This is a genomic window from Brevibacillus sp. YAE8 (assembly GCF_057543335.1).
Genome location: NZ_BAAIYG010000002.1, coordinates 38682 through 62976, shown reverse-complemented (window position 1 = coordinate 62976; position 24295 = coordinate 38682). Strand labels below are relative to the sequence as shown.

Here is a 24295-nt window from a genome sequence, read left to right as displayed (position 1 = left end):
AAGGAGTTAACGATTCGTGGACGTGCAACAATTTGATTTTGAACTGCCGGAGCATCTGATTGCCCAGCATCCATTGAAAGACCGGACAGCTTCGCGGCTGCTCGTTTTGAACAAACAGACTGGCGCCATTTCCCATCAGCGCTTTACCGACTTGATCGACCATTTGCAGCCGGGGGACGTGCTCGTCATGAACGACAGCCGCGTGTTGCCCGCAAGGCTGATCGGCGAAAAGGCCGAGACGGGAGCGAAGATCGAGGTGCTTTTGCTCAAATCGCTCGGGGACGATCGCTGGGAGACGCTGGTAAAGCCAGGCAAGCGGATGAAGCCGGGAACGGAAGTGGTCTTTGGCAACGGGCTTTTGCGCTGCGTATGCGAAGAAGCGACAGAGACAGGCGGGCGGATCGTACGCTTTTTGTACGAGGGCATTTTTTACGAGATTCTCGACCAGTTAGGTTCGATGCCGCTGCCTCCTTACATTCATGAGCAGCTTGAAGACAGCGAACGGTACCAGACGGTGTATGCGCGCGAGCGAGGCTCAGCGGCGGCGCCGACAGCCGGGCTGCACTTCACCAAGCCTTACCTGGAGCAAATCGCTGCAAAAGGCGTACAGCTCGCGTACGTGACGCTGCACGTCGGACTCGGCACGTTCAGGCCGGTCTCTGCCGACTCGGTCGAGGAGCACGTCATGCACGCCGAGTATTACGAGATTCCGGAAGAAACCGCTGAGCTGGTGAACAAGGCGAAGGCGGAGGGGAGAAGAGTCATTGCGGTCGGAACGACCTCGTGCCGGACGCTGGAGACGGTCGGACGTGCGAACGGCGGCAAGCTGGCGGCGACGTCGGGCTGGACGGACATCTTCATTTACCCGGGATACACGTTCTCGATTCTCGACGGGCTTTTGACGAATTTTCATCTGCCCAAGTCGACGCTCGTGATGCTGGTCAGCGCGCTGGCTGGCAAGGAGCATGTCATGAATGCGTACAAAGCGGCCGTCCAGGAGGAATATCGCTTCTTCAGTTTTGGGGACGCGATGCTGATCGTTTAAAAAAGGTACACATCCCACCCGTATAAGTGTATACTTATAAGTCGGGTGGGTTTACTTCACTCTCAAGTTTTCTTATAATAGGAAAGACTTACATACATAGCTTGAGGAGTGCGACAATTTGGCTGTACGCTACGAATTAATCAAAACATGCAAGCAAACAGGCGCTCGTCTCGGAAAGCTGCACACTCCCCATGGGACGATTGACACTCCTGTCTTCATGCCAGTCGGCACGCAGGCAACGGTCAAGACGATGAGTCCCGAGGAGCTGAAAGCGATCGGAGCGGGCATTATCCTCAGTAATACCTACCATCTGTTTTTGCGTCCGGGGCATGAAATCGTCCGCGAAGCAGGCGGGCTGCACGGCTTCATGAACTGGGACCGCGCCATTCTGACGGACTCCGGCGGATTTCAGGTGTTCAGCCTGAGCAACCTCCGCAAGATCACAGAGGAAGGGGTTTCCTTCCGCTCTCATCTGAACGGGGAAAAGCTGTTTATCGGCCCGGAGGAGGCCACCCAGATTCAAAACGCGCTCGGCGCCGATATTTTCATGGCGTTTGACGAGTGCGCGCCCTATCCTGCGGAGTACGACTACGTGAAAAAGTCGATGGAGCGCACGACCCGATGGGCGGAGCGCTGCCTGAAGGCGCACTCACGGCCGAACGAGCAGGCTCTGTTCGGGATCGTACAGGGCGGAATGTTCAACGACCTGCGCGAGCAAAGCGCCAAAGACCTCATCTCCATGGATTTTCCGGGATATGCGATTGGCGGGCTGAGTGTGGGCGAACCGTTTTCCTTGATGTACGAAGTGCTGGAGCATACCGTTCCGCTGCTTCCGGCAGGCAAGCCTCGCTACCTGATGGGAGTAGGCTCGCCAGACGCTCTCATCGACGGCGCAATCCGCGGCATTGACATGTTTGACTGCGTCTTGCCGACGAGGATCGCTCGCAATGGGACATGCATGACAAGCCAGGGACGACTGGTCATCCGCAATGCCAAATACGCACGCGACTTTACTCCGCTCGACCCGAATTGCGACTGCTACACGTGCAAGAATTACACCCGCGCTTACATCCGCCATCTCATCAAGGCGGAGGAGACCTTTGGCATCCGTTTGACCACCTACCACAATCTGCATTTCCTCGTGAAGCTGATGGAGCAGGTGCGCCAGGCGATTGCTGAAGACCGCTTGCAAGATTTCCGGGACCAGTTTTTCGCTCAGTATGGATTGAGTGAAGATAGATCTTTTTAATCGAGGGGGATTTTCATGGAGGGCTTGACTCAGTTTTTACCGATTATCATCATGTTTGCGATTTTCTACTTCTTGCTGATTCGTCCGCAACAGAAGAAAGCCAAACAGCGCAACGCCATGCTTGCAGCTCTGAAAAAGGGCGACAAAATCGTCACCATCGGCGGCATGCACGGTACGATTCAGGAATTGAACGACGACTCGGTGACGCTGCGCATCGCGCACAACGTCAACGTTACGTTTGATCGCGGCGCGATCAACAGCGTTGTTTCTACAAGCAACGAGCCAGCGAAAAGCGAGCCGGCAAAAGCGGAAGCGGAAAAAGAAGAGTCCAAATAAAGCAAAACAAAAGCAGGTGGGAGTTCCCGCCTGCTTTTGTTTTGCTTTTTGCCTGCCAAGCTTTTTACCGTCTCGGCTTGAAGCCTTTGGGCTTGTTGCTGGAGTTGGCCGAATTGACTCCGAGAATCCCTCCCAGCGCGGCAATGCCGAACGCGCCGAGCAAAAAGAGGAGCGTTCCCCACTGCATCGGGGCATCGAAGCCAAGAAAGCCGATCAAAAGAATCAGAAGAAAATAGGAGAACCCGGTCAAGCCTCCGTAGTACCAGCCTTTGCCGCCGCAGCGCTTTCCGGTGACGAAACCGCCGACGAGCAAGGCAATCGCGTTGATGATGTACGTAAAATAAGGCAGAGAGCCTTCGCGCATGCTGGTAAAGCTAAGAAGCAAGGTAGCGAGCAATGCCCCAAACAAGACAAGTCCTGTCGTGTACAAAAGTCCTGTCAGCACAGAGGTGGACGCACTCCGCACGGTATTTACCCCCTCACTGGTCACTGTTTGTACCATCTATATGAAAGGCCTGGCCGCTGTATTCATCTTCGCGTTGAACATTGGGAGGAATTTTCGTATGATGGATGGGGAACGAGACGGGGGTGAGGAAGAATGATTAAAACGTACTTTTACAACCATTCAGAGCAGAAAATGTTTCACGATGTTGATTTGTCCACAAAAGATCAATGGCTGAAATCTCCCGAGGACTTGCTCTGGATCGACCTGTATGATGTGGGGAACAACGAGTTGCCCTATATTGCCAAAATCTTCGACTTTCACCCGCTGGCCATCGAGGACTGCCTGCACGTCAGTCCGCGGGCCAAGGTAGACAAGTACGACGATTATTATTTCTTCGTTTTTCACGCCCTGCGTTACAATGAAGAAAGCGACGACGAGATTACCACGGTAGAACTGAACGTTTTTCTCGGCCCCAACTACATCGTTACGATTCACAAATCGCCGATGAACACGATAGGCCGGATCGCTGCCATGTGTCACCGCAACAATTCCTATCTGAACCGGGGTCCTGATTACTTGCTCTATGCGATCGTAGACGGGATTACCGATGAGTATTTCCCGATTATCGACCGGATCAGCGTGCGGATTGACGAACTGGAGGACGAGATTTACGAGCATCAGATGGAGGAAATTACGGAAGAGTTCCTGGCGCTGAAGCGGACGATTATTTTGATTAGGCGTGTCATCATGCCGCAAAAACGAATCTTCGCCAACGTGAATGGCCGCTTCTCTTTCGACATTTCCGAGGAAAACGTTCCGTTCTACAGCGACTTGACCGACCACCTGGAGCGCATCTCGGACTCAACCGAGACGTTCCGCGACCTGGTGAACGGTGCACTCGACACGTACTACACGATCATCAGCGCGAAGACGACGGAAACGATGCGTGTTCTCACAATTATTTCCACGATCATCCTGCCGCTTACATTCATTACCGGCTTGTTCGGGATGAACACGTTCGGCTGGCTGGGCGAACAGGCAGAGCCTTACATGCTGATCGTCGCACTCGTCATCATGCTGGCGATGACCTTTTTCATGCTGCACATCTTCCGCAAACGAAAGTGGTTGTAATTGGAGCTAATAGTTGCAAGCCCCCTGCCGAACACTACTAGCAAATGTTCGTTAGGGGGCAGCGGGAAGTGGAAGATATTTCAACAATCATATTGCGCACCCTTTTCTCGTATTTTTTCCTCCTGATCTTGCTCCGCGTCATGGGCAAGCGAGAACTGGGAAAGTTGTCCGTTTTTGATGTCGTGATCTCTATCATGCTGGCGGAAATGGCGGCACTGGCTATCGAAGACGTGGAAAAGCCCGGACTTCGGTTTTATTTGCCGATGCTGCTGATTGCTCTGATGGAAGTCGGAATGGCGTACCTTTCACTCAAAAGCAAAAAGTTTCGCGATGTTGTCGACGGCTCCGCCGATATGATTATCGAAAACGGGGAAATTCGCGAGCAAGCGATGCGCCGAAATCGGCTGAATATGGATGACCTGCTGGTTCACCTGCGGCAAAAAAACATCAAAAACATCGCAGACGTCGAGTTTGCGCTGATAGAGCCGACAGGGCAGATGAGCATCTTTTTGAAGCAGGAAAAAGAACATCTTACGCGTGAAGATGTGGGACTGCCTGACGAAAAGCCGGTAAGTCCTGTTTCTTATAAAGGTCTGCCGATTCCGTTGATTCTCGACGGCAAGATCAGGCAGGAGGCTTTGCAAAAAATCGGGCAAAATCAGTTGTGGCTGAAGCGGGAAATCCGCAAGTACGGGATCAAGGACATTCGCGAAGTGTCCTTTTGCAGCATTGACGAGCGTGGCATCATCTACCTCGACAAAAAAGACAAGCCGCTACACTAGGTGTTAGCGGCGGGGGAAGAACACGGCGAGCTGCTCGCCGATCCACGGAATGAGGCGGACGTCCTGCTTGCCCAGGACGCGCATCGCCACGAGCAGCACTACGTACAGCAAGGTGCTGATGCAGGTGCTGGCGAGAAGCAGCTTGCCTGTCGAGGAATGCAGGAACCAGTGATCCGCCATGTACGAGCCGAGGTAACCCATGGCCAGCATGGCGATCCCTATTTTTCCGAACTCCCATACGTCGATGACAAAGCCGATTTTTTTGATGAGACTGGCAAAATGAAGCAGCGTCCCCAACGTGATGCCGATGTTGGTGGCGATTACCGCGCCGTGGATGCCGAAAGCGGGCTGGGCGGTAAACATGAACATAGCCCCTGTCTTGATGATGGCGCTAAGCAGCGTATTGCGAAAGACGACCTGGGCGTAGTCGAGACCTTGCAAGGCAGCAGCCAGCGGCGCCTGGAAAAACAGAAAGACGGAAAAGGGAGCAAGCTCCTTCAACAGCACGCCGACCTCGCGATATTCGCTGCCGTAGAGCAGCACGCACAACGGCTCGGCAAAAATAGTTAGCAGGACGGTACAAGGTGCTCCGATTACGAGTGTGATGCGCATCGCTTGGTAGATGCGCCGATGCACGAGAGGAGCATTTTTTTGATAGGCAGCCTCGGCGACGGCAGGAACGAGCGAAACGGACAAGGAATAGGTTAAAAAAGTGGGAAAAAGCAGCAGCGGGACCGCCATCCCGGCAAATTGCCCGTACAGCCCGGTTGCGGCTGCCGTCGTGTAGCCTGCGATGACGAGTGCGAGCGGAACGAGCATCGGCTCCAGGACGTAGGCGATGGAACCGATGATGCGGCTCAGCGTGACGGGCAGGGCGACGTGGATCAGTTGGGACAAGTTCGCCTTGCTTCTGGAAACTGCTTTGCGAAACGGCGTTTCCAGAAGCTGGGCGGCCGCTTTTTTGCTTCCTTTTCGGTATTGCCAGAGAATGTAGAGGAGTCCGGCGGCTTCCCCGAAAATAATGCTGGCGACCGCACCGGCCGTGGCGTACTCGATCCCTGCCGCCAAAAACGACATCGTCATGACGACGACCAGCGCCATGCGGGCTACTTGCTCCAGCAGTTGGGAGACGGCTGTCGGAATCATGTTTTGCTTGCCCTGGAAGTACCCGCGCAGCACGAGGGAAATACTGGAGATCGGAATAACGGGGATGGCGGCGAGCATGACGATATGGGCGCGAGGGTCAGTGAACAGGGCACCCGCAATCCAGTGGGAAAACAACAGGAGCAGCGTGCAGATGAACAGGCTGATGCCGCCGGCCACCGACAAGGCCAACAGCAGGTAGCGCCGGGTCAGCCGCGGATTGTTCGCCGCTTCCGTCTCTGCCACTTGCTTGGCGATGGCAACAGGCAGGCCGAACGTCGTCACCGTAATCAGAAAGTACAACAGGGGCACGACCATTTGATACAGCCCCATTCCTTCCGCTCCGATGATGCGTGAAAGCACGATCCTGTGAGCAAAGCCAAACACTTTGGTGATGCCGCCAGCAATGATGAGGATAACCGTTCCGTAAAAGAATGACTGTCTCATGGAAGGCTCCTTTGCAACGAAAAATTCACTCAGTAAAGAATATGGACGTGCCGCTGTCGGCATGACTACTTTGAGGGGGAAACGGGAGATGGACCAAGCGCAAAAACAGGAATGGTATGGGCGAGTAGCAAGTCTTTGCCAGAGCAAGGCCGAGGAATTTGCCATGCTGGGTTATGAAAATGTGGAGGCTACGGACGTGTGGGAATGCGTCACGAACGGGTACAAGGAATTCCCCCCGATGCACCGTCTCGTCAACGATATTCTGTCTCTCAAGCCGAACAAATACATGAACTATCTCATGATTCAAATGTATAAAAATTCTTAGTGAAACTTCCTGTCTCTACATTCGTATAAGTAGCATGCTCATTGTAGATAAGGGGTTGGTTACCATGGTTCGCTCTTCCAGCAATAATTGACACGTTTTTTCATACTTCGCTATAATGGGCATATTGGTTTCTCGCCTTGGCGCGGGACCCTGTTTATGAAAGAGGGGTATCACAACGATGATAAAATGGGGAAGATTTCTCCTGTTCCTGGTTGTTGTCGGCCTTTTGGCGACACTTGTGTCAACTACGACCAAACAGGTGGCAGGAAACATCACTCTCGGTCTGGACCTGCAGGGCGGGTTTGAGATTTTGTACGAGGTTGAGCCTCTTGAGGCTGGACACAAGGTTGATATCGAGCTGTTGAAATCAACCGCACACATGATTGAGAAACGGATTAACATCGGTGGCGTGGCAGAGCCTGTGATCTCTGCCGAGCTGCCAAACCGGATTCGCGTGCAAATCGCTTCGCAATCCGCCGATCAGGACAAGCTGCGCGAGCTGATCGGCAAACCGGCTGTACTGACGTTCCGCGACGAGTCGGGCAAGACGATTCTGCAAGGTAGCGACCTGGCGCCAAATGGAGCATTTGTTGATTACGATGAATTAAAGAGACCTTTGGTCATCGTAAAATTTTCAGATCCCAAAAAGTTAGAGGACGTTACGCGTGCTAATTTGCATAAGCGTATGGCCATCTATTTGGATGAAAATTTGCAAACCAATCCAACAATCCAGGATGTAATTACTGGTGGTAGTGCACGGATTACCGGAGACTATACTCAGGAGTCCGCACAGGAACTGGCTGACCTGCTCAATTCCGGTGCGATGCCTGCGAAGCTGACAGAGAAACAAGTGACATCGGTAGGGGCTTCCCTCGGTGCGCTGGCTCTGGAGAAAACGCTCTATGCCGGCTACATCGGGGCTGCCTTGATCTTCGTGTTCATGCTGCTCGTCTACCGCATGCCAGGGATGATTGCCAATATTACGCTGGCCGGGTTTACTTATTTTTGTATGGTCGTACTCGACTGGATGGATGCTACCCTGACGCTGCCTGGTATCGCCGGTTTTATTTTGGCAGTAGGGATGGCGGTCGATGCGAACATCATTACGTATGAGCGTATCCAAGAAGAAATTCGCTCGGGCAAAACGATTTTGTCGGCATTCCGTGCCGGTGAGCGCCGTTCCTTGATTACGATTATCGACGCGCACGTGACGACGTTGATTGCGACAGGCGTGTTGTTCTACTTCGGGACAAGCTCCGTGCAAGGTTTTGCTGTCGTACTGGCAATGACAATCATCGTGAGTGTTATTACCAACGTGTTTGGGTCTCGCTTCCTCCTCTGGCTGGTGGTCCGTTCCAACATGTTTAAAAAGCCGTTCTGGTTCGGGGTAAAGGAGAGTGAGATCGGTGAGCTTTGATCGTGAACACACTGTCGTTCGATTTGACATCGTAAAGAATCGCCGGAAGTTTTTCATTTTCTCTTCCGCGATTATCGTCATCGGTTTTTTGTTTATGCTGTTCCAGGGGCTGCACCTTGGCGTTGACTTCAAGGCGGGGACCCGTCTGGACATTTACGTAGGAAAAGAGTTCAACCCGACTGACGTCGAAGCGGTGTTGAAGCAGGAGATTCCGGACGTATCCTTTTCCAAGGTGACGCCGTACGGAACGAATCAGGCGTACACCCGCTTCGATCAAACGATTTCCTCTGACACACTGATGAAGGTAGAAGAGGCGTTGAAGAAAAAATTCGGCGATCAGGTAACGAAGCAAGTATCGTCCGTTGACCCGAGTATCGCCCAGGAAATGGTGAAAAAGGCAGCGATTGCGGTAGCGATTGCCTCGCTCGGGATCGTCGTTTACATCGCGATTCGCTTCCAGTTGCTGTTCGGGATTGCCTGCGTCGTCGGGCTTTTGCATGACGTGATTATCCCGATCGCGCTGTTCTCCGTGTTCGATCTGGAGGTAGACATTACCTTCATCGCCGCGCTGTTGACGATTCTCGGTTACTCGATCAACGACAAAATCGTTATTTTTGACCGTATCCGGGAGAACTTGCGCACCATGAAGTCCAAAACGATTCCGGATTTGGAGCATCTGGTGAACGTGTCTCTCTGGCAAACGATGCGCCGTTCCGTCTACACCGTAGCGACCGTGTTCTTTACCGCTCTTGCTATCGCGGTACTCGGCAGCGAAAGCATTCGCAACTTCTCGCTGGCGCTTTTGTTCGGTCTGGTGAGCGGTACGTACTCCTCGATCTTTATTGCTGCTCAAGTTTGGGTAAACTTGAAGGAGCGGAATATGAGAAAGAAAAAAGAAGCGTAATCCATTTGCTTCAACAAAAGCTTTCGCAACGTAGACCGCAGGGATTTTTCCCTGCGGTTTTCTACTCTTACACAAAAAAGCGTGCGGATGGAGGAAGAGATAGCGATGGGTGATGATCGGCTGGCAAAAGCCCAGTTTGGCGCGTGGGTAGGCATTGTGGGCAATCTCGCGCTGGCAGGAGTGAAGCTCGCGATCGGGCTTGCGGCAAAATCGCAGGCGCTGATCGCAGACTCCGTCCACTCGGCGTCCGATGTCGTCGGATCGGTGGCTGTTCTGATCGGTCTGCGAGCGGCAGAGCGTCCGCCTGACGCCGATCATCCGTATGGACACGGGAAAGCGGAGTCGATCGCAGCGATTATCGTCTCGGTGTTGCTGGCGATTGTCGGCTTTGAAATTGCGATGTCGTCGCTCAAGGCGTTTTTCGCTCCGCTGGAAGCTCCCGGCTTGCTGGCTGTCTGGGCCGCCATCGGCTCGATGATCGTCAAGGAGTGGATGTTCCGCTACAAGTACAAGCTCGGCAAAAAGCTGAACAGCCAGTCGCTGATTGCCAACGCCTGGGAGCATCGTTCGGACGTCTATTCGTCTTTTGCGGCGCTGGTGGGAATCGGCGGCGCGATTGCCGGGGAGTGGCTGGGAGTAGCGTGGATGCTGTACCTGGACCCGGCTGCCGGCATTTTCGTTTCTGCCCTCGTGCTGAAGATGGCGTACAGCATCATGATGGAATCCATTCACAGCACGCTCGACCACGTTTTGCACGAAGAGGATACGCAAAAGCTGCGCCAGGCGATCGAACAGGTCGAAGGCGTGCTGCGGATTGATTCGTTGCGAGCGAGAGAGCACGGGCACTACCAGATTGTCGATGTAAAAATCAGCGTAGACCCGTCGATTACCGTGCTTGCGGGGCATCAAATCAGCAAGCGTGTCAAGCATACGTTGCTGGAAACATTCGCAGAAGTCCGCGACGTTTTTGTCCATGTCAACCCATACGATCCCGCTCCCCGGCAAAAACCGTAAAAACGCCATGTTTTATGCAGTTGTCAGTCTCCCGCTCCATCCTCTATAATGAATGAGGATTGGAGGAGAGCCTATGCTGAAAGCGAAAACACGCTGGAAACTGGCCACCTACGATGAACAGATTGCGGCCAGTATAGCTGAGGAGTGCCAGCTAACTCCGCTCGTGTCCAAGCTGCTGGTGATTCGCGGCATCGACACAGCGCAGAAGGCCCGTGATTTTTTGCAAGCTGGCCCGGAATTGTTTCATGACCCTTTTTTGCTGGATGGAATGGAACAGAGCGTGCATCGCATTCAACAAGCCATAGAGAGGCAAGAGCCGATCTGCATTTACGGCGACTATGACGCGGACGGGGTCAGTTCCACATCGTTAATGGTACATCTGCTGCGCCAACTCGGCGCTGTTTTTGACTACTACATTCCCAACCGTTTTACCGAAGGGTATGGGTTACATAAAGACGCCTTGGCGCATCTGCATAAAAGCGGTTACAAGCTGATTATTACCGTCGACACAGGAATCAGTGCAGTAGAGCAGGTAGCGTATGCCACACAGTTAGGTCTTGACGTCATTGTAACCGACCACCACGAACCTCCGGCTGTCATCCCGGAGGCATTTGCTGTGATTAACCCGAAAAAGCCGGGGTGTACGTACCCGTTTGACATGCTCGCGGGAGTCGGGGTGGCCTTCAAGCTGGGGCATGCCTTGCTGAAGGAGCCTCCTTTGCACTTGGCCGACCTGGCTGCACTCGGGACGATCGCCGACTTGGTGCCATTGGTCGATGAAAACCGGATTCTTGCCAGGGTAGGACTGAAGCGGCTGAACCAGACGCGCAATATCGGCTTGCAGGCGCTGATCCGCGTGTGCGGGCTGGCTGACAGCGAGCTATCGGCAGGCCATGTCGGATTTGCCCTCGGACCGCGGCTGAATGCGAGCGGACGGCTGGAGACGGCAGAGTCCGCCGTCAAGCTGCTGACGACCGAGGATCAGGCCGAAGCCGAGCAGTGTGCGCAAGCTTTGGACGACCTGAATCGCGAGCGCCAGGAACTGGTGGCGGCGATGACGGAAGAAGCCGTACAGATGGTGAGAGAGCTGTACCCACCGGAAGAAAACAACGTCCTCGTGCTGGCCAAGGAAGGCTGGAACGTCGGCGTCGTGGGAATTGTGGCGTCTCGGCTGGTCGAGCTGTTTTACCGTCCGACCATCGTGCTCGGCATCGACCCGGAAAAAGGCACGGCCAAAGGCTCGGCCCGAAGCATTGCCGGCTTTGACATGTACGAAGGGCTGACCGCGTGCAAGGAATGGCTCCCGCATTTTGGCGGACATACCATGGCGGCAGGGATGACCTTGCCTGTGGAAAATCTCGACCTGCTGCGCAACAGGCTGAACGAACTGGCAGGCCAGTGGCTGACGGCAGAAGACTTTATCCCGCTGACCAAGGTCGATGTGGCGATGAGCATGGAAGAGATCAGCCTGGAGGCAGCGGAGCAGTTGGAGCGGCTAGCTCCGTACGGAATGGGCAACCCGACTCCGCTCGTCATGCTGGAGGAAGTGGAAACCCAGGGAATGCGCACGATCGGGCGCGACGACAATCATTTGAAATGCACGCTCGTCAGGTCAGGCCAAGCGTTGGATGCCATCGGCTTCAACTGGGCGCACGTGACGAAAAAGGTGACCCCGAAAGCGCGCTTTCAGGTGCTGGGCGAGCTGTCGGTCAATGAATGGAACGGCAACCGCAAGCCACAGTTGACCATTCGCGATTTGTCGGTCAATCACCAGCAAGTTTTTGATTGGCGGGGAAGTCGTGATAAAGTAGAAAAATGGCAGCAGCTTGCAGCGGAGTCAGAAACGGTGACGATCGTATTTCGCACGGAAAGCTACGAGCAGTTGGCGCAGAAGACGGCAGAAGCGCAGTTGTCGTCGCTGCTGCTCGGGCCATCCGCAAAGCTCGAACACGAAGGGCCGAAGCAGACGATCATCCTCTACGATCTGCCCAAGCGCCGGGCGGATTTGCATGCGATCAGTACCATGCTGCAACAGGCCGAGCGCATCTACTGCCTGTTCGGCGACCCGGATTTGGGGATGGAGCGGCTTTCCTGTCCGAGCCGGGAGCACTTCAAGCAATTGTACCAGTTTTTTGTGCAGGTGCCAGTTGTCAAGCGCATTCATCTCGACGCGCTGGCCCGCAAGCTGCAATGGAAAAGGAACTTGCTGGACGGGATGCTCGCCATTTTTGTCGAGCTGCAGTTTGTCAGCGAGGACGCAGAACAGTACCGCTTGCAGCAGACGGTAGAGAAAAGGCCGCTGGAAAGCTCGGTTATTTATTCGGAGTGGAAGGAAGAGGCACAGCTTGCCACGGATTTGCTGCTTTCTTCTTCGGAATCATTGATTCAAACGTTTCAACAGTTGGTGACACCTGTCACCGTATAGGAGGAATTTTTCATGGATTACAAACAATACATTCGCGTCATTCCGGACTTCCCGCAACCGGGGATTCGCTTCAAAGATATCACCACGCTGCTGAAAGACGGCTCCGCCTACCGCGCTGCGATTCAGGATCTCGCTGAATTCGCCCGCGAAGTGCAGGCAGACGTCATCGCAGGTCCGGAAGCACGCGGGTTTGTTGTGGGGGCTCCTCTGTCTTACGAGCTCGGAATCGGCTTTGTGCCGATCCGCAAATCCGGCAAGCTGCCTTACGAGTCGATCAAAGCGGACTACGACCTTGAGTACGGCAAAGACGCGCTCGCGGTACACGTAGATGCGGTTACGCCTGGGCAACGCGTTCTGATTGCAGACGACCTGTTGGCAACCGGGGGAACGATCGAAACGACGATCAACCTGATTGAACAGTTGGGCGGAAAAGTGGTAGGCGCTGCTTTCTTCATCGAGCTGTCCTACCTGGAAGGCCGCAAAAAAATCGGCGACGTGCCGATCAAATCTTTGGTGCAATATTAATTGAACCATCAACGAAAAACGGGCTATATGCCCGTTTTTTTCTTTTTTCCGCGCCCTGTTCATACTTTACAGGGGAAACAGCTTTACAATACGAACGACATAAAAGATAATAGTATGAAATAGACATGACGTTTTTTTTCATCCAGACAAACGATCGGATTATTCGAGCCTGCTTCTACGCAACAACTTCAACCTTTAAAGGCTTTTTTTTATCCGCAACGAAGCCTTCGCCTGTGACATAAGGCTTGGCAAAGCCAAGTTTTCCAATGAGAGGATAAGGGAAGGGAACTATGATTACCGGCATTGATGAGGTAGTAAAAAAAGCAAGCACCTATTTATCACAATCGGATCTGGACCTGATTACTCGCGCCTATCAGTTGGCTGAAAAAGCCCATGAGGGGCAGATCAGAAAATCAGGCGTTCCGTACATCATGCACCCGATTGCCGTGGCAGGGATTCTCGCAAACCTGCACATGGACGCCGTGACGATTGCGGCCGGGTTTTTGCATGATGTGGTGGAAGACACCGACGTTACGCTTGACGATCTCCGGGAACAGTTCGGGCCTGATGTGGCTCTGCTGGTAGATGGGGTAACCAAGCTGGAAAAAATCAAATACAAGTCCAAGGAAGAGCAGCTTGCCGAAAATCACCGCAAGATGCTGGTCGCCATGGCCCAGGACATCCGTGTCATCATGATTAAGCTGGCAGACCGGCTGCACAACATGCGGACGCTGCGGCACATGTCCGAAGAAAAGCAGCGGGAAATTTCCGATGAAACGCTGGAAATTTTCGCGCCGCTTGCCCATCGCCTGGGGATTGCCTCCGTCAAATGGGAGCTGGAGGACACGGCGCTGCGCTATTTGAATCCGCAGCAGTATTACCGGATCGTCAACCTGATGCAAAAAAAGCGGGTGGAGCGAGAGGCTTACCTGAACGAAGCGTCGGACACGATCAGGGAGAAGCTGGGCGAGCTGAATATCGAGGCGGAAATATCGGGGCGTCCCAAGCACATATACAGCATCTTTAAAAAGATGACCAAGCAAAACAAGCAGTTCAACGAAATTTACGATCTGCTGGCGCTGCGCATTATCGTGAACGACATTCGCGATTGCTACGCGGTATTGGGAATCGTCCACACCTTGTGGAAGCCGATGCCTGGCCGCTTCAAGGACTACATCGCGATGCCCAAGACGAACATGTATCAATCGCTGCACACGACGGTGATCGGGCCAAAAGGCGAGCCGCTGGAAGTGCAAATTCGCACATGGGATATGCATCAGACGGCAGAAATCGGGATCGCGGCGCACTGGGCGTACAAGGAAGGCAAAAGTGTCGTGCAAGGCTCGTTTGCCGAGAAGCTGGGCAGCTTGCGCGAGATCATCGAAGGCGGCTCCGAGGAAGCGCCCAACGCCCAGGAGTTCATGGAAAGTCTCAAGCAGGACTTGTTCTCGGATACGGTCTTTGTCTTCACGCCAAAAGGCGATGTCGTGGAGCTGCCAAAAGGCTCCGTGCCGCTCGACTTTTCCTATCGCATTCACTCGGCGGTTGGAAACCGGACGATTGGGGCGAAAGTAAACGGCAAGATTGTCCCGCTCGACTACGCCATGAAAACGGGCGATATCGTCGAGATTCTCACCTCCAAGCATTCGTACGGGCCGAGCCAGGACTGGCTGAAAATGGCCAAGTCCGCCCATGCGCGCAACAAGATCAAGCAGTGGTTCAAAAAAGAAAAGCGGGAAGAAAACGTCGCCAAAGGCCAGCAAATGGTGGAAGCCGAGATCAAGTCGCGCAACTTCGACGTCAAGGAAGCGATGACGGAGACGAACCTGAAGGAAGCGGCGGCGCGCTTTAATTTTCAGGGGGCCGAGGACATGTTTGCGGCAGTCGGCTACGGCGGCATTACCGCCTCGCAGATTGCCACAAGGCTGCTCGACAAGCTCCGCCGCGAGCGGGAAGAGCAAAATCCGGTCATCCCGGAAATCAAGCAAAATCCGGCCCACCGTGCGCAAAAGAGCGAATCCGGCGTCAAGGTGCGCGGCGTAGACAACCTGCTGGTGCGCATCTCGCGCTGTTGCACGCCGGTTCCAGGCGACCAGATCATCGGCTTTATTACCCGGGGACGCGGGGTGTCTGTGCACAGGAAGGACTGTCCGAACGTGCTGGCAGACGAGTGCTCGGAGCGTTTGATCGACGTCGAATGGGACACGGACCAGAAGCACAACTTCAACGTGGAAATCGAGATCACGGGCAACGACCGCAGCGGCCTTTTGAACGACGTGCTGCAAGTCGTAGCCGAGACGAAGACGAATATTGCCGCGGTCAGCGGCAAAGCAGATAAAAATCGGGTGGCGACGATTCATATGACCATCTCGATCAGCAATGTGGATCATCTCTTGAAGGTTGTGGAACGAATCAAGCGCATTAAAGATATTTATTCGGTTCGCCGCATTTTGAGCACCTGATCCTTCGTGGATCGGGTGTTCTTGTTTGTCGGCGAGCGGCTGCAATCAGCAGGGCAAGACACGAAACGAAAGGAATGGATCGACGTGAGAGTAGTTGTGCAGAGAACGAAGGAAGCGAGTGTGACCGTTGCCGGCGAGGTGGTCGGGCAAATCGAGCACGGGCTGCTGTTGTTGGTAGGCATCACCCATGAGGACAGCGAAAAAGAGGTGGAGTTCGTCGCGGACAAAATCGCCCATTTGCGCATTTTCGAAGACGAAGAAGGCAAAATGAACGTTTCCGTGCTGGAGACGGGCGGGCAGATTTTGTCCGTGTCCCAGTTTACGCTGTACGGGGACTGTCGCAAGGGAAGGCGGCCAAACTTCATGGCGGCGGCTCGCCCGGAGCAGGCAGAACCGCTGTACGAGCTGTTCAATGCCAAGCTGCGGGAAAAAGGTCTGGTCGTGGAGACGGGGCGCTTTGGCGCGATGATGGACGTGCGTCTGCAGAACGACGGGCCTGTCACCTTGATTGTGGAAGCGTAACACAGAAACGACGTGGGGGCGGGCAAATGGCGCGGGAAGCATTGGTAATCGGAGCGAGCGGGATGCTGGCAGAGGTGGCGCGCTGGCTCGCAAAAGAAGGCTGGCAAGTAACGGTGGTGGGACGAGATCGCCAAAAGCTCGAACAGGTAAGAAACGGGGCTTTGAACCCTGGCTCTGTTCATCTGCTCGCGCTCGATTACGGGCAGACGGAGACGCTGCGCGCCGCCATGGCAGAGCTGGTGGCGAGCCGAGGGCCGATGGAGCTGGTCGTGGCCTGGATTCATCAAACGGCGCCAGATGCGCTTGCGACCGTATTGGCAGAGCTGTCCCGCCCCAAGCAGCCGTTTCGGCTGTACCACGTCTGCGGCAGTCGCGCCTGGAAAAATCCTCCGGCTGTCCATGTGCCGACGACGTGCGCGTACCAGCGTGTCATTCTCGGCTTCGTGTGCGAAGGAGAAGAGGCGCGCTGGCTGACCAACGCGGAAATTGCCAATGGCGTCATCCGGGCAATCGGGGAAAAAGCAGCGCAGACGATCGTCGGCCAGGTCGAGCCGTGGGAGAGGCGCCCAACCTACTGAACAAGCGAACAGGTGCAAGATCCAAACAAAAAACGGCTGCCGAGGCAACCGTTTTTTTGTTTGCGCGAAGGGCGATTCCCCAAAGATCAACCGCCCTGCGGGTGCAACGAGTTGAAATATTGGACAATCCCTTTGAACAGGCCCTCTGCCGCCAGATCCTGCTGCTTCTCCGAGCGGACGCGAATCTCGTCGTTGTAGTTGGAGAGGAACCCGATCTCGGCCAGGATGGAGGGAACGGAATTTTCCCGCAGGACGAAGTAGTCGCCGAAGCGGGACTGCAAGTCTTTGTAGTTCGTCGCCTTCACCAGCTCGTTTTGCACCAGCGAAGCGAGCTTGCTGGAATTGCCTTGATGGTAGAAAAACACGATGGAGCCGTTGGTCGCCGTGTTTGGATGCGTATTGTGGTGAATGCTGACAAAAATGTCGGCTTTGTTCTGCACGGCCACGTCCACGCGCTGCTGCAAGGTGAGTTTGCGGTCGTCCGCCCGCGTCATGATGACTTTGGCTCCGGCCGCTTCCAGCTTGTTGCGCAGGAGCAAGGAGACTTGCAGGTTGACGGTTTTCTCCAGGGTGGAAAAGCTGGAGCCGGTCGCGCCGTTGTCGTTTCCGCCGTGTCCGGGGTCGACGACGATCAGTTTTCCGGCGAGCGCCTGGCTGCGAATGACAGCAGGCGCTCCGCTCGCCGCTACGAGCCAGCCGGCCACATAGCCTGTCGTGCCATCGCTGAGCGTGACTTTGAACCAGTCGCCCTCTCTGTTTTCGATGCTGTATTTCTCGCCTGTCTGTACTTGCCGCAGCACGCTATGTTCGGTGCCGGGACCGGAGCGGACATTCGTATTGGCATTGATGATCGTGACGTATGGGCCGCTTGGCGTAGGCGTGTTTGCTCCCGAGACGGTGACGAGCCAGCCTGCTACCCAGCCCGTTTTTCCGGCAGAAGTTTGCACGCGGTACCAATCGCCTTGCTTTTCCAGCACCTTCAGCTTGCTGCCGATGGGCAGCGTGGCGAGAATCGCGCTGGACGTATTGGACTCGCTGCGCAAATTCAGCCCGTCTGTTTGCACCGTCGCTGTCTGCTCAGCGGGTGTGGCAGGCGTGCTCGGCTGAGCGGGCGTGCTCGTATTGCCTGCACCACCTGTATCTGTGCTTGGCGCCGTGGTGGTGTCTTGGGCAGGTGCGTTGCTGTTCGTGGAAATCCAGGCGTTCACCCCGTCGTAGGGGAACTGAATCCAGCCGTTTTGCTGCGTCAGCACGGTAATCGTCTCGCCCGCGTGCAGTTGTCCGATCGCCGGCGTGCTCGCATCCGGTGTAGGGTACACATAAGGGGCGAACTCCAGCGTCAGGCTGGCCCCCTGAACGGCGGACGGCTTCGGTGTGACAGCGCCTCCGGCAGTGCTCGGCGGATTGCCGCCTGCCTGTCCGGTTGGCGGCGTTCCGGCTGTTCCAGCGCCTGACGTGGAGCCTGTCGAGGCAGACGAGCTGTCTTTGACGAGCCAGGCGGCTACCCAGCCTGTTTTGCCGCCGCTGAGCTGAATCATGATCCAATCGCCGTTTTTTTGCACGATCGGGTAGCGCGTCCCGGGGTTGATCGTCTGGATGACCGGATGAGTCTGGCTGGGACCGGAGCGCACGTTGAGGTTGGTCGTCGTGCTCTCGACAGTCTTTGCCGCAGCGGGCGCGGGCTGCTGCTGTGCCGAGACGAGCCAGTTGGCTACCCAGCCGCTTTGCCCATTGGGCAGCTTGACCTGCACCCAGTCGTTTTTGGTGGAGATGACAGGCAGCACCGTCTTGTTCGGCAGTGTGGTGACGACGGCGTCCTGAAGGCTCGGGCCGGAGCGGACATTGAGCTTGTCCACGGTGACCTGAACAGAACCGGCAGCCCAGGCTGACGAAACGGGGAGGGAGATGGCGCAGACGATAGTCAGTAGCGACCTCACGATTTTTTGACGTACAGACACGGTAGACATCCTTTCCCAATAATTGAAATGCTAGAGTCGTCAAGGGACGTTTCTTTCATGTTTTTGCCAACACAATCACTTCGCGCCTGCTTCGGCTTTTTCCTGCAAGAAGCGACAAAGCTTTGCAAGTCCTTCCGCCGACTGCAATGTCTCGCAATAGGCCATACTAGGACAAAAGAGCACTATTGCACGCAGGAGGAGTAGATTGTGAGGCAGTCCAACAAGGAAACATTTGCGCAAGGCTTGAATCGACAATTTTTTTCCGTCGACTTTCATGACGATTTGGCCAAAGAATCGTCACGGCCAAATGTAGAAATGTCCCAAGATTTTTTTGTCGGCATGCGCGACCTGCAGCAGCCGCGTCAAAAAAGGAAGTAATCGCCTGAAGTGCCGCTCCTTGCTTTTGTTGACCGGGGGGAACTCCGTCAGCTATGATGAGGAGTGGCATTTTAAAAAAGCAGGTGAACGAACGATGATTCAAATAAAGTGCGAGGGACACGCCTTTGAGCGCGAACTCTCCTTGATTCTCGCCTTGTTTTACGAAGACCCCGCGCTCGCCTTCGTCTCTTCGTGGGAAGGCGACGCCGATATGCGAATAAAGCTGGCACTTGCTGTACAGGAAGAGGGAGTTGTAGCTTCGGGCGAGCTTTTCGCCGGAAACAGGCAACTCGCCCATCAAGTCAAGCGCAATTACGTCTCGCGCGATGAAAAAGCGATGCGCAAAACGGCCAAGCAGGCGCTCTGCTACGCCCTGTTGCTGATGCTGGAAGAATATACCGGGATCGAGCAAGGCTGGGGCATCCTCACAGGCATTCGCCCGACCAAGCTGCTGCACCAGTTGAACGTGGCAGGTGTCGGACGCGAGGAAGCGCACCGGAAGCTCCAGCAGGATGTGATTTTGCGCCCGTACAAGCTGAAGCTCTTGCAAGCGATCGTCGACAAGCAGCTTCAGGTGGTACCCGACCTGTACCAGATCGACCGCGAGCTGTCCGTGTACATCGGCATTCCTTTCTGTCCGACGAAATGCGCGTACTGTACGTTTCCTGCCTATGCGATTCGCAGCCATACGGCTTCGGTCAATCCGTTCCTCGAAGGGCTGCACTATGAGATCGAGAAAATGGGCGAGTGGCTGACGAAAAACGACCAGCGCATCACCTCCATCTACTTTGGGGGCGGCACGCCGACGAGCATTACGGCAGAGGACATGAACCAGTTGTTTGAGACGATGCACCGCAGCTTTCCGCATATGGACGGGGTGCGCGAGCTGACCGTCGAAGCGGGCAGGCCGGATACGATTACCGCCGAAAAGCTCAGCGTGATGAAGCGCTGGGAGGTGGACCGGATCAGCATCAATCCCCAGTCGTTCACGCAAGAGACGCTCCGCGCGATCGGCCGCCACCACACCGTCGAGGAGACGATTGAAAAGTACCATCTCGCTATGGAAATGGGCCTGACCAATATCAACATGGACCTGATTATCGGGCTGCCCAACGAGGGCGTGGCCGAGCTTGTGCACAGCCTCGAACAAGTGGAGAAGCTGATGCCGGCCTCGCTGACTGTGCATACCTTGTCGTTTAAACGAGCTTCCGAGATGACCCAGAACAAGGAGCGCTACAAGGTAGCCAGCCGCGACGAGATCAGCAGGATGATGGAGATGGCTTCCGCCTGGACAGCCGCGAACGGCTACAATCCGTATTATCTGTATCGCCAAAAAAACATTTTGGGTAACCTAGAGAATGTCGGCTATGCCAAGCCCGGTCAGGAAAGCATCTACAACATCATGATTATGGAAGAGGTGCAGACGATTCTCGGCCTTGGCTGCGGCGCCGTCTCCAAGCTGATGGCGCCGGGCAGCGGCAAGCTGAAGCGGTTTCCGAATCCGAAAGACCCGAAGACGTACAACGACACGTACAAGACGCTGGTGGACAACAAGCTGCGCGACCTTGACGAAATTTACGCCGGGGCGACAGGTAGAGAAAAAGAGGCGCACGCATAGGGCGTCTTGCCGCATAGCGTAGTAAAAAAAGTTTTATGGAGCGCCTGTTGACGCCCGCTGACTGGTTTGCTATGATTCACAATAAGCTTTTTGATACAACGATCTGATGACGGGAACAAGTATCCAATGAAACGGATAACCAGAGAGGAAGCGCCGTGGCTGAGAGTGCTTTCGTATCACGACTTGGTGAATGACATCCCCGAAGACCGCAGTGAACGGGCGAGGCATCGGCCTCGACTCCTCAGTAACTGGCAGGCGTCCGCCGGCGTTAACGGCTAATAAGTGGGATAGCCTTTTTACATAAGGCTGTTCAAACAGGGTGGCACCACGGGAGTATAACCAGTCTCTCGTCCCTGACATGTGGCGAATTGCTGAATGTCAGGAGGCGAGGGACTTTTTTATTTGTCAGCGAAAAAAGTTGTCTCATCCTGGAGGTTTGGCGTAGCCCGAGTTTTTCAAAAGACATGGAGGTTCGAGAGGAATGACGAGAATCCAGATTCCCCGCGGTACGCAGGATATTATGCCAGGTACCGTAGAGCTGTGGCACTACGTAGAAGCAAAAGCCCGCGAGCTGTGCCGCCGCTTTAACTACGCGGAGATTCGCACGCCGCTGTTCGAGAGCACGGAGCTGTTTCAGCGGGGCGTAGGCGAGACTACGGACATCGTGGAAAAAGAAATGTACAGCGTGGCCAACCCGCGCAGCAACGATGCGCTCACGCTGCGTCCGGAAGGGACGGCGGGCGTCGTTCGCTCCTACGTGGAAAACAAGCTGTACGGTTCGCCAAATCAGCCGACCAAGCTGTACTACCTGGGGCCGATGTTCCGGCACGAGCGTCCGCAGGCAGGGCGCTACCGCCAATTCGTGCAATTCGGGGCCGAAGCGATCGGTTCGAGCGATCCGGCGATTGACGCCGAGGTGATCGGGCTTGCCATTCGTCTGTACCAGGAGCTGGGACTGACAGGGCTGTCCGTCGAGTTGAACAGCGTCGGGACGGTAGAAGACCGGGCGCGCCACCGCGAGCATCTGCTGGCGCATCTGAACGGCGTGCGCTCCGAGCTGTGCGAGGATTGCCAATCCCGGATTGACCGCAATCCGCTGCGCGTGCTCGACTGCAAAAACGAAAAGTGCAAAACATTAACCAAAGACGCTCCATCCATTCTGGATTACTTGAGCGAAGAGTCGGCGGCTCACTTCGAAGCCGTGAAAGACTACCTGACTGCGCTCGACATTCCGTACCATGTCAACCCGCGTCTGGTTCGCGGACTGGACTACTACACGCTGACCGCTTTTGAAATCAAGATGGCGGAAATCGGCGCGGTGGAAACGCTTTGCGGCGGCGGACGCTACAACGGTCTGGTCGCGGAGCTGGGCGGCGACGACATGCCGGGAATCGGCTTCGCGCTGAGTATCGAGCGCTTGCTGCTGGCCCTGGAAAAGCAGGGCGTGCAGTTGCCGATTACCGGCGGGATCGACTGCTTCGTCGTCGTGCAGACGCCGGAAGCGAAAAAAGGCGCGTTTATTCTCGTCGACCAACTGCGTCAGGCGGGCGTGGCCGCTGAGCTGGACTATCTCGACCGGAAAATGAAGGCGCAGCTCAAGCAAGCGGATCGGCTGTCTGCCCGTTTCACCGCGATCATCGGAGAGTCCGAGCTGGCAAGCGGCACGGTTGTCCTGAAGGAAATGGCAACAGGCGAGCAGCAGGAGATCAAGCAGGACGAATTTGTCTCTGTCCTGGCGGCAAAAGTACAACAAGCAAACTAACAAAACCAACAAACCAAAAGTGGGGGAAATCATCATGTCTTGGCAATATCGCACCGTACATTGCGGTGAAGTGACAACAGCACATGTAGGGCAGGAAATCGTACTGAACGGCTGGGTGCAAAAGCGCCGCGACCTCGGCGGGGTCATTTTCATCGACTTCCGCGACCGCACAGGGATCGTGCAAATCGTCTTCAATCCGGAGCACAACAAGGCAGCGTGGGAAGCCGCTGACAAAGTGCGCAGCGAGTACGTGCTGGTGGTAAAAGGAAACGTCGTGAACCGCGCGCCGGAAGCCGTCAATCCGAAGCTGAAAACGGGTGAAGTCGAAGTTCACATCTCCGAAATCCAAATTTTGAACGACGCCAAAACGCCTCCGTTCCAAATCGAGGACGACATCGACGTCGATGAACAGGTTCGCCTGAAATACCGCTACCTCGACCTGCGCCGTCCGGAAATGCAGCGTTCCTTGATTCTGCGCAGCAAAGCGGCAAAAGCATTCCGCGACTACCTCGACGAGAACGGCTTCGTGGAAGTGGAGACGCCGATGCTGACCAAGAGCACGCCAGAGGGCGCGCGCGACTACCTCGTGCCATCCCGCGTGCATCCAGGCGAGTTTTACGCGCTGCCGCAATCGCCACAGTTGTTCAAGCAGCTTCTGATGGTATCCGGTCTGGAGCGCTATTACCAGATCGTGCGCTGCTTCCGCGACGAAGACTTGCGCGCTGACCGCCAGCCTGAGTTCACCCAGGTGGACATCGAGACGTCCTTCCTGTCGATGGAAGAAATTTTGCCGATGATGGAAAAAATGGTCGCGCACGTGTTCAAGCAAACGATCGGCGTGGACGTTCCGACGCCGTTCCCGCGCCTGACTTACGCGGAAGCGATGGCGCGCTACGGCTCCGACAAACCGGACGTGCGCTTCGGCATGGAACTGACAGACGTATCCGACCTGGTTGCGACAAGCGACTTCAAAGTTTTCGCAAGCGTTGTCGCTGGCGGCGGACAAGTAAAAGCGATCAACGCCAAAGGCTGCGGCCACTACTCCCGCAAAGAAGCGGATGACCTGCAAAAATTCGCGGCCCGCTACGGCGCGAAAGGTCTTGCGTACATGGGCTTCAAGGACGGCGAAGTAAAAGGCCCGATCGCCAAGTTCTTTAAAGAAGAAGAGATCAACGAACTGAAAAAACGCCTCGAAGTCGAAGAAGGCGACCTGCTTTTGTTCGTCGCCGACAAGCCAAAAGTCGTCGCGGACGCATTGGGCGCCTTGCGCTCCAAGCTCGGTGCGGAACTCGGCCTGATCGACCAGAGCAAGTTCGCGTTCCTGTGGGTCGTCGACTTCCCGCTGGTCGAGTGGGATGAGGAAGCAAAACGCTACGTGGCGCTGCACCATCCGTTCACTCGTCCAAAAGACGAAGACCTGCACCTGTTCGACACCGATCCGGGCCAAATCCGTGCGCAAGCGTACGACATGGTACTGAACGGCTACGAGCTGGGCGGCGGTTCCATGCGGATTTTCAAACGCGACGTGCAGGAAAAAATGTTCAAGGCACTCGGCTTCACACAAGAAGAAGCGCATGAACAATTCGGCTTCCTCCTGGATGCATTCGAGTACGGCACGCCTCCGCACGGCGGTATCGCGCTCGGCCTGGACCGTCTGATTATGCTGCTGGCTGGCCGCACCAACCTGCGCGAAGTCATCGCGTTCCCGAAAACGGCAAGCGCAAGCGACCTGATGGTCAATGCGCCAGATGTGGTAGCGCCAAAGCAACTGACAGAGCTGTCTATCGCCACGCTGGCAAAAGAAGAAGAAAAGGTAGAAGCGTAATCGA

General features: G+C 55.2%; 21 protein-coding genes. 18 read left to right on the top strand and 3 right to left on the bottom strand.

Translation table 11 applies throughout. The features are described 5' to 3' along the window. Positions 1 to 16: 16 nt before the first annotated feature. The 3 genes from queA (at position 17) to yajC (ending at position 2630) form a co-directional block, all read left to right on the top strand. The gene (queA, locus tag AC27IT_RS03230) at positions 17 to 1045 is read left to right on the top strand and encodes a tRNA preQ1(34) S-adenosylmethionine ribosyltransferase-isomerase QueA (RefSeq protein WP_005832421.1); all 1029 of its coding nucleotides are present in this window, start codon (positions 17 to 19) and stop codon (positions 1043 to 1045) included. A gap of 118 nt (positions 1046 to 1163) precedes the next feature. Then, a complete protein-coding gene (tgt, locus tag AC27IT_RS03225) occupies positions 1164 to 2294 on the top strand; it encodes a tRNA guanosine(34) transglycosylase Tgt (protein ID WP_005832423.1) in 1131 nt (376 codons plus the stop codon). A 15-nt stretch (positions 2295 to 2309) separates the two neighbouring features. Next, positions 2310 to 2630, top strand: a complete 321-nt coding sequence (gene yajC / locus AC27IT_RS03220) for a preprotein translocase subunit YajC (RefSeq protein WP_005832425.1) — start codon at positions 2310 to 2312, stop codon at positions 2628 to 2630. A 64-nt stretch (positions 2631 to 2694) separates the two neighbouring features. Here the strand turns inward: yajC and AC27IT_RS03215 are convergent, their stop codons facing one another. Beyond that, positions 2695 to 3096 carry a TIGR04086 family membrane protein gene (locus AC27IT_RS03215; RefSeq protein WP_005832427.1) on the bottom strand — a complete coding sequence of 134 codons (402 nt, stop codon included), beginning with the start codon at positions 3094 to 3096 and terminating at the stop codon, positions 2695 to 2697. 132 nt (positions 3097 to 3228) lie between these two features. On the opposite strand from AC27IT_RS03215, the gene corA reads away from it, so the two are divergent. Then, positions 3229 to 4206, top strand: a complete 978-nt coding sequence (gene corA / locus AC27IT_RS03210) for a magnesium/cobalt transporter CorA (RefSeq protein ID WP_005832428.1) — start codon at positions 3229 to 3231, stop codon at positions 4204 to 4206. A gap of 68 nt (positions 4207 to 4274) precedes the next feature. Then, positions 4275 to 4988 (top strand): DUF421 domain-containing protein, encoded by a 714-nt coding sequence (locus AC27IT_RS03205; protein ID WP_487091582.1) that lies wholly within the window; start codon positions 4275 to 4277, stop codon positions 4986 to 4988. A 3-nt stretch (positions 4989 to 4991) separates the two neighbouring features. Here AC27IT_RS03205 and spoVB read toward each other — a convergent pair whose 3' ends face one another. Further along, complete coding sequence (spoVB, locus tag AC27IT_RS03200) at positions 4992 to 6578, bottom strand: stage V sporulation protein B (protein WP_005832431.1); 1587 nt, start codon at positions 6576 to 6578, stop codon at positions 4992 to 4994. Positions 6579 to 6666: 88 nt separating this feature from the next. Between spoVB and AC27IT_RS03195 the strand changes: the two genes are divergently transcribed. The 9 genes from AC27IT_RS03195 (at position 6667) to AC27IT_RS03155 (ending at position 16750) form a co-directional block, all read left to right on the top strand. Beyond that, positions 6667 to 6903, top strand: coding sequence for a post-transcriptional regulator (locus AC27IT_RS03195; protein ID WP_005832434.1), 237 nt, complete (start codon positions 6667 to 6669; stop codon positions 6901 to 6903). Between the two features lie 178 nt (positions 6904 to 7081). Next, positions 7082 to 8320 carry a protein translocase subunit SecD gene (secD, locus tag AC27IT_RS03190; protein ID WP_431809239.1) on the top strand — a complete coding sequence of 413 codons (1239 nt, stop codon included), beginning with the start codon at positions 7082 to 7084 and terminating at the stop codon, positions 8318 to 8320. Then, a complete protein-coding gene (gene secF, locus AC27IT_RS03185) occupies positions 8310 to 9224 on the top strand; it encodes a protein translocase subunit SecF (RefSeq protein WP_005832437.1) in 915 nt (304 codons plus the stop codon). Before secD ends, secF begins: the two co-directional genes overlap by 11 nt. A 105-nt stretch (positions 9225 to 9329) precedes the next feature. Beyond that, complete coding sequence (locus AC27IT_RS03180) at positions 9330 to 10238, top strand: cation diffusion facilitator family transporter (protein WP_025847084.1); 909 nt, start codon at positions 9330 to 9332, stop codon at positions 10236 to 10238. Between the two features lie 73 nt (positions 10239 to 10311). After that, positions 10312 to 12663 carry a single-stranded-DNA-specific exonuclease RecJ gene (gene recJ, locus AC27IT_RS03175; RefSeq protein ID WP_487091581.1) on the top strand — a complete coding sequence of 784 codons (2352 nt, stop codon included), beginning with the start codon at positions 10312 to 10314 and terminating at the stop codon, positions 12661 to 12663. Positions 12664 to 12675: 12 nt separating this feature from the next. Then, on the top strand, positions 12676 to 13188 hold the full coding sequence (locus tag AC27IT_RS03170; RefSeq protein WP_005832442.1) for an adenine phosphoribosyltransferase: 513 nt from the start codon (positions 12676 to 12678) through the stop codon (positions 13186 to 13188). A gap of 290 nt (positions 13189 to 13478) precedes the next feature. Beyond that, positions 13479 to 15650, top strand: coding sequence for a RelA/SpoT family protein (locus tag AC27IT_RS03165; RefSeq protein WP_005832444.1), 2172 nt, complete (start codon positions 13479 to 13481; stop codon positions 15648 to 15650). A gap of 84 nt (positions 15651 to 15734) precedes the next feature. Beyond that, positions 15735 to 16172, top strand: a complete 438-nt coding sequence (gene dtd / locus AC27IT_RS03160; protein ID WP_005832446.1) for a D-aminoacyl-tRNA deacylase — start codon at positions 15735 to 15737, stop codon at positions 16170 to 16172. Positions 16173 to 16198: 26 nt separating this feature from the next. Continuing rightward, positions 16199 to 16750 (top strand): short-chain dehydrogenase, encoded by a 552-nt coding sequence (locus AC27IT_RS03155; RefSeq protein ID WP_005832448.1) that lies wholly within the window; start codon positions 16199 to 16201, stop codon positions 16748 to 16750. An 86-nt stretch (positions 16751 to 16836) separates the two neighbouring features. Here the strand turns inward: AC27IT_RS03155 and AC27IT_RS03150 are convergent, their stop codons facing one another. Further along, complete coding sequence (locus AC27IT_RS03150) at positions 16837 to 18717, bottom strand: N-acetylmuramoyl-L-alanine amidase family protein (protein WP_051556856.1); 1881 nt, start codon at positions 18715 to 18717, stop codon at positions 16837 to 16839. A 198-nt stretch (positions 18718 to 18915) separates the two neighbouring features. Here AC27IT_RS03150 and AC27IT_RS03145 point away from each other — a divergent pair, with 198 nt between their 5' ends. From AC27IT_RS03145 to aspS, 4 genes are all read left to right on the top strand, one after another. Further along, positions 18916 to 19086 carry a hypothetical protein gene (locus AC27IT_RS03145; RefSeq protein WP_005832458.1) on the top strand — a complete coding sequence of 57 codons (171 nt, stop codon included), beginning with the start codon at positions 18916 to 18918 and terminating at the stop codon, positions 19084 to 19086. 94 nt (positions 19087 to 19180) lie between these two features. Next, entirely contained in the window at positions 19181 to 20704 is a 1524-nt protein-coding gene (locus AC27IT_RS03140) for a coproporphyrinogen III oxidase (RefSeq protein ID WP_007782341.1), read from the top strand. Positions 20705 to 21185: 481 nt separating this feature from the next. After that, on the top strand, positions 21186 to 22466 hold the full coding sequence (gene hisS, locus AC27IT_RS03135) for a histidine--tRNA ligase (protein WP_197186413.1): 1281 nt from the start codon (positions 21186 to 21188) through the stop codon (positions 22464 to 22466). 34 nt (positions 22467 to 22500) lie between these two features. After that, positions 22501 to 24291 carry an aspartate--tRNA ligase gene (gene aspS / locus AC27IT_RS03130; RefSeq protein ID WP_025847095.1) on the top strand — a complete coding sequence of 597 codons (1791 nt, stop codon included), beginning with the start codon at positions 22501 to 22503 and terminating at the stop codon, positions 24289 to 24291. The last annotated feature ends 4 nt before the right edge of the window (positions 24292 to 24295 follow it).